5 protein-coding genes are annotated in these 4,925 nt (G+C 28.1%); all 5 read right to left on the reverse strand.

What is annotated here, in order from left to right:
- Positions 1-184: 184 nt before the first annotated feature.
- Entirely contained in the window at positions 185-727 is a 543-nt protein-coding gene (locus DU473_RS08055) for a cytochrome c3 family protein (protein WP_131186963.1), read from the reverse strand.
- A complete protein-coding gene (locus DU473_RS08060) occupies positions 724-1,083 on the reverse strand; it encodes a cytochrome c3 family protein (RefSeq protein ID WP_131163960.1) in 360 nt (119 codons plus the stop codon). Before DU473_RS08060 ends, DU473_RS08055 begins: the two co-directional genes overlap by 4 nt.
- Positions 1,080-2,579, reverse strand: coding sequence for a flavocytochrome c (locus DU473_RS08065; RefSeq protein ID WP_131186964.1), 1,500 nt, complete (start codon positions 2,577-2,579; stop codon positions 1,080-1,082). Before DU473_RS08065 ends, DU473_RS08060 begins: the two co-directional genes overlap by 4 nt.
- A 131-nt stretch (positions 2,580-2,710) precedes the next feature.
- The gene (locus DU473_RS08070; protein ID WP_131186965.1) at positions 2,711-3,178 is read right to left on the reverse strand and encodes a Cj1386 family hemin-binding protein; all 468 of its coding nucleotides are present in this window, start codon (positions 3,176-3,178) and stop codon (positions 2,711-2,713) included.
- A 50-nt stretch (positions 3,179-3,228) separates the two neighbouring features.
- Entirely contained in the window at positions 3,229-4,653 is a 1,425-nt protein-coding gene (locus tag DU473_RS08075) for a catalase (protein ID WP_131166265.1), read from the reverse strand.
- Between the last annotated feature and the right edge of the window lie 272 nt (positions 4,654-4,925).

Genomic DNA, 4,925 nt, shown 5'->3' on the forward strand with positions numbered 1-4,925 from the left:
AAGTTAATTTTCATTTAAAAAATACACGGATTATAATTTTGTTTTATATATAAAATATTATCTTAAAATATATTCTTAAAAAATAAAAATATAAAATATAGACAATCTAACTATAAGAAATTAAATAAAAATCATAAAAACTAAGCAAGAGATTTAAAAATAAAACATATGAAAATAAATACCCTTATTTAAATAAAGGGTATTTTTGCGCATCAAACTGATTTAATTCTCCTCTTATTCCTTTGTGTCCAACGTGCTTATGACAACTAACACAACTTAAAGTTTGATTTGAATCAAAATATTTTTTATGCATTAAATTTTGTTTTGTCGATGCTAAAAGATTATCTTTTATATTAGAGTGACAATTTAAACATCCAGAATCATAAACAAATTTTTTTCTATTTTCTAATTTCTCTAACCAATTTATATTTTCATCATGATTAATAGCTGTTATAAACACTTCTTTAACGCCATTGTGAATTTTAGTTGTAAGATAATTGATTAAATTATCATGAGGTAAATGACAATCTACACAAGCTGCTTTAATACCGCTTGATCCTATACCAGAATGAACATCTTTTAAGTAAGAATTTTCCATAGGCTCCATAACATGACAAGCTCCACAAAATGGCAAATCTCCAGTAATTTTAATCATCTTTTGTGCAAAAAATATAGTTATAAGTCCTATTAAGAAACCGCAAAATACAAGAAAAATTATTTTCTTCATTTTATATCCCTCATCCAAGTTGAAGTATTATGACAATCTTTGCACATATTGTAAGATGGTTTGTGTTCGCTATGACAAGAATAACAATTAAGATTTAAGCCATCATGTATAGAATTATGAGGATTTTTACCCTTTAAAAAATCCAATTTTTCCGCTAAACTTTGCTTACTTTTATGACACTCAAGACAAACAGGAGTCTTAACTGGTTTAAAATCCTTTTTATCAATCTGCCCATGGCAATCTCTACAATCTATCAAAACTTCTTTATGATGAGGCTTTATGGTTCTATTTTGTTCATCTGAATAGGAATTTTCAAAAATAAAACAAAACAATAATAAAATAATTATTTTTCTCATATTAATTTTTCACTTATAATATTTTTTGCACAAAGTAACCCAGAAGTCATACAATCAGGTATAGAACAACTTGTAAGCCTACTAGCCCCATGCACCCCTCCTGTAGCTTCTCCTATAGCGTAAAGATTTTTAATAGGCTGATTATTTTCAATAGATAAAACTTTCATATTTGTATCTATAAAAATTCCACCAGGTGTATAGCTTAAACTTGGCATAGCTTTCATAGCATAAAATGGGGCTTTATTAATTCCTGAATTTTTTGATTTGCTAAGATCTTTTTCAAATTTATCTTTTTGATTGCTTAAACCTTGTTCATATTCATTAATCGTTTTTTTAAGCTCATTTAAATCAAGATCAAAAAAATTACTTAATTCTTCTAAATTTTCAAAACGAAACATCTTTCCAGAACTAATAAAACTTTGCATTCTTCTTGGATCATGCGAATTTGAAAATCCATTAGAATCAAAAATAACAATTGGATAAATATCAGTTTCCAAATTATCCATATGTGCTAAAATTTTATTTGAAAGAACTTGACGATCTCCATCTTCATTCATAAATCTTTGTGCATTTTTATCTACAATAATTCCATAAATTAAGTCTTCTGTAGGAATGCCAAAAGAAAAGCGACTTAAAGAAACTTGCACAGGGTTTGCTCCAGCCTTTGCCATAGTTTTTAAAGCTCCAGCAGTTTGTCCAAGATTTGATGGAGTATAGGCACGTTTTAATCTTGGATTTTCTATGCTTCTATATTCAACATCTCTACTAAATCCACCCGTAGCAAAAACTACCGCCATTCTTGCACAATATCTTTTTTTAATTCCTGTTTTATTTTCTCTATCATCATTTTTTAAATTTCGATCAAAACGATAATTTTCTCTTACTTCTATCCCTACAACCTCACCTTTATCATTTTTAATAATTTCATCACATTTTGTTTCTTTTTTGAATTTTCCACCCTCTTTTAAAAAGGTATTATGGATAGTTTGTATAGCCTTTCCGCCTCCACCTATAGTTTGAATAGTTCTTGGGACGCTATGGCCTCCTAAAAATTTTAATTTATCACTGTATTTAATCCCGCAAGATTTAGCAAATTCATAAGCTTCATTAGAATATTTAATCAATCTTAAACTTTGCTCTTTATGATTATATCCCTCACCAGCTTTATTTAGATCCTTTAAAAAAAGTTCTACACTATCTTGTATATTTTCTTTTTTTTGAAGATCAGAACCCATTACAGCAAAATCTTGTTGAGATAAAGCAGAATTTCCGCCAATTCTATCCATTTTCTCTATCATAAGAACATTAATTTTATTTTTTGCAAGATAGGTTGCACAAATATGTGCACTAATTCCACTTCCAACAACAATAACATCGTAATATTCATCAAATTTTTCATTATTTTTTTTATCTTGAGAAGCATTTATTGACAAAGGAAAGCCAAGGGCTGATATAGCAGCAAAAGAAATAAATTTTCTTCTAGATATTTTTTTCATTATTATCCCTTTAAAAAAACAAAGGGATAATTATAATTTAACATCAATAAAAAACAAATAAACACAATAAAATGCTATTTAGAATATATTCTCGTTAAAAATTAGCCTTTATGTCTAAAAATAATTTAAACCTATTTTTTAAATATCTTTAAAATATTTAAACTTATCCTTTTTAAAAAGCTTTTTTTAGAATTTTGAAGCAAAAACTCAGCGATTTCTTTTCTTGCAAACATTAATGCAAAAGTATAAGGAGTCATTCCTAAACCATTATTTTCATCAATATCGGCCCCATATTTAACCAAAAGTTTACACATAGGCAAATATCCCTTAAAACATGCCCCAGCTAAAGGCGTTTGTCCGCGATCATTTTTCTCATCAACTTTTGCACCTTTTTCTAAAAGCATTTTTGCACACTCATAAGAATTATTATAAGCAGCAAGCATAAGCAAAGTATCTCCTTTGTGTGTTTTTAAATTTATATTTAAACCCGCATCTAACATTATTTTTAAATTTTCATAGTCATTATTTCTTGCAAAATCAAACGCCATTTTGCAAAGTTCGGCAAATCTTTTTTCTTCTTCTAAGCTAAGTTGCATAATTTATCCTTTCAATAACCTTTAGTTTGCCTCCAAAAAGAGGCAAGTAAAGATTACTTATTTAAAGCTTTTTTAACACCATCTGCATAAGCAGGTGAAATTTTTTCAAAATGATTTAAAGCTTTATTGATAATCGCTTCTTCAACCCCATCCATAGAAGATGCAATATTATTAAAAAGTTGTTTTTTTTGTTCTTCATTCATCAAATCAAATAAAGCACGAGGTTGACTATAAAAATCATCATCCATTGGTTTATATCTTTGAGCATTACCTTCTAAAATCAAATCAGGCTCAAGATAGCTTTTATCTTCTTTTGGGCTATCATTATAACTATTTGGCTCATAATAAGCTTTACCGTTTTTATAAGTATCAAAATTCATAGCACCCGCAACATTATAAGTATTTACTTCACTTCTAGCACGATTTACTGGTAAAAGGTGATAATTTGTCCCTATTCTATATCTTTGCGCATCTGGATAAGAGAAAATTCTTGCTTGAAGCATTTTATCTGGACTAAAACCAATCCCTGAAACTATATTACTAGGACTAAAAGCAGCTTGTTCTACTTCATTAAAATAATTATCAACATTTTTATTTAAGATCATTTCACCTACATCCATTAAAGGAACAATTTTATGAGGCCAAATTTTAGTTAAATCAAAAGGATTAAAACCAAGTTTTTCTATATCTTTTTCAGCTAAAATTTGAAGCTGAACTTTCCATTTTGGAAATTCTTTTCTCTCAATAGCCTCATAAAGATCTCTTTGATGACTCTCTCTATCTTTTGCTATCAAATTAGCCGCTTCTTCATTGGTTAAATTTTTAATACCTTGCATAGTTTTAAAATGAAACTTCACCCAAAATCTTTCATTTTTATCGTTGATAAAACTATAAGTATGACTTCCAAAACCATGCATATGGCGATAACTCGCAGGAATTCCTCTATCGCTCATTAAAATAGTTACCTGATGCAAGCTTTCAGGACAAAGCGTCCAAAAATCCCATGCAGCATTATTACTTCTTAAATGAGTGCGTGGATCCCTTTTTTGAGTATGGATAAAATCAGGGAATTTATAAGCATCACGGATAAAAAAGGTCGGAGTATTATTACCTACTAAATCCCAGTTTCCTTCTTTAGTGTAAAATTTAATCGCAAAACCGCGAACATCTCTTTCAGCATCAGCCGCTCCTGCTTCTCCTGCAACAGTTGAAAAGCGTAAAAAAAGTGGAGTAACTTCTCCTTTTTGAAATACTTTTGCTTTAGTATATGCACTTAAATCAGCTGTTATTTTCATTTCTCCATAAGCTGCACTTCCTTTGGCATGAACTGTTCTTTCAGGAATTCTTTCTCTATTTTGATGGGCAAGCTTTTCAAGCAAAATATAATCTTGCATAAGCAATGGCCCTTTAACACCTGCACTTAAAGAGTTTTGATTATCAGCAACAATATTTCCAAAATCATTTGTTAATTTTCTCATAATTTCTCCTTTATAAAAAAATAATTCATTAAAATTATTATATTCTTTAAAAGTAAAAATAATATTAATTGATAAAAATTATTAATAAAAAATAAAAATTATTTATATAATCATTTTTTTAAAAATATTTTTTATTTTATACGCTTTTATCCCTGCAATGTTTTATTTTTTAAGTCTTAACATTAACCAATAAATTCAACAAAACATATAATTTACAATAAATTTTTTTGAATTTAAACTTTATTATATTAAAATTAAATATTTCACATTAA

The organism is Campylobacter novaezeelandiae (genome assembly GCF_004323845.1).
Taxonomy (GTDB): Bacteria; Campylobacterota; Campylobacteria; order Campylobacterales; family Campylobacteraceae; genus Campylobacter_D; species Campylobacter_D novaezeelandiae.

What these genes read in the sequence shown, in the direction of transcription:
- DU473_RS08060 (WP_131163960.1), bottom strand. Translation starts at nt 1,083, where the DNA reads ATGAGAAAAATAATTATTTTATTATTGTTTTGTTTTATTTTTGAAAAT.
- DU473_RS08055 (WP_131186963.1), bottom strand. Translation starts at nt 727, where the DNA reads ATGAAGAAAATAATTTTTCTTGTATTTTGCGGTTTCTTAATAGGACTT.
- DU473_RS08065 (WP_131186964.1), bottom strand. Translation starts at nt 2,579, where the DNA reads ATGAAAAAAATATCTAGAAGAAAATTTATTTCTTTTGCTGCTATATCA.
- DU473_RS08075 (WP_131166265.1), bottom strand. Translation starts at nt 4,653, where the DNA reads ATGAGAAAATTAACAAATGATTTTGGAAATATTGTTGCTGATAATCAA.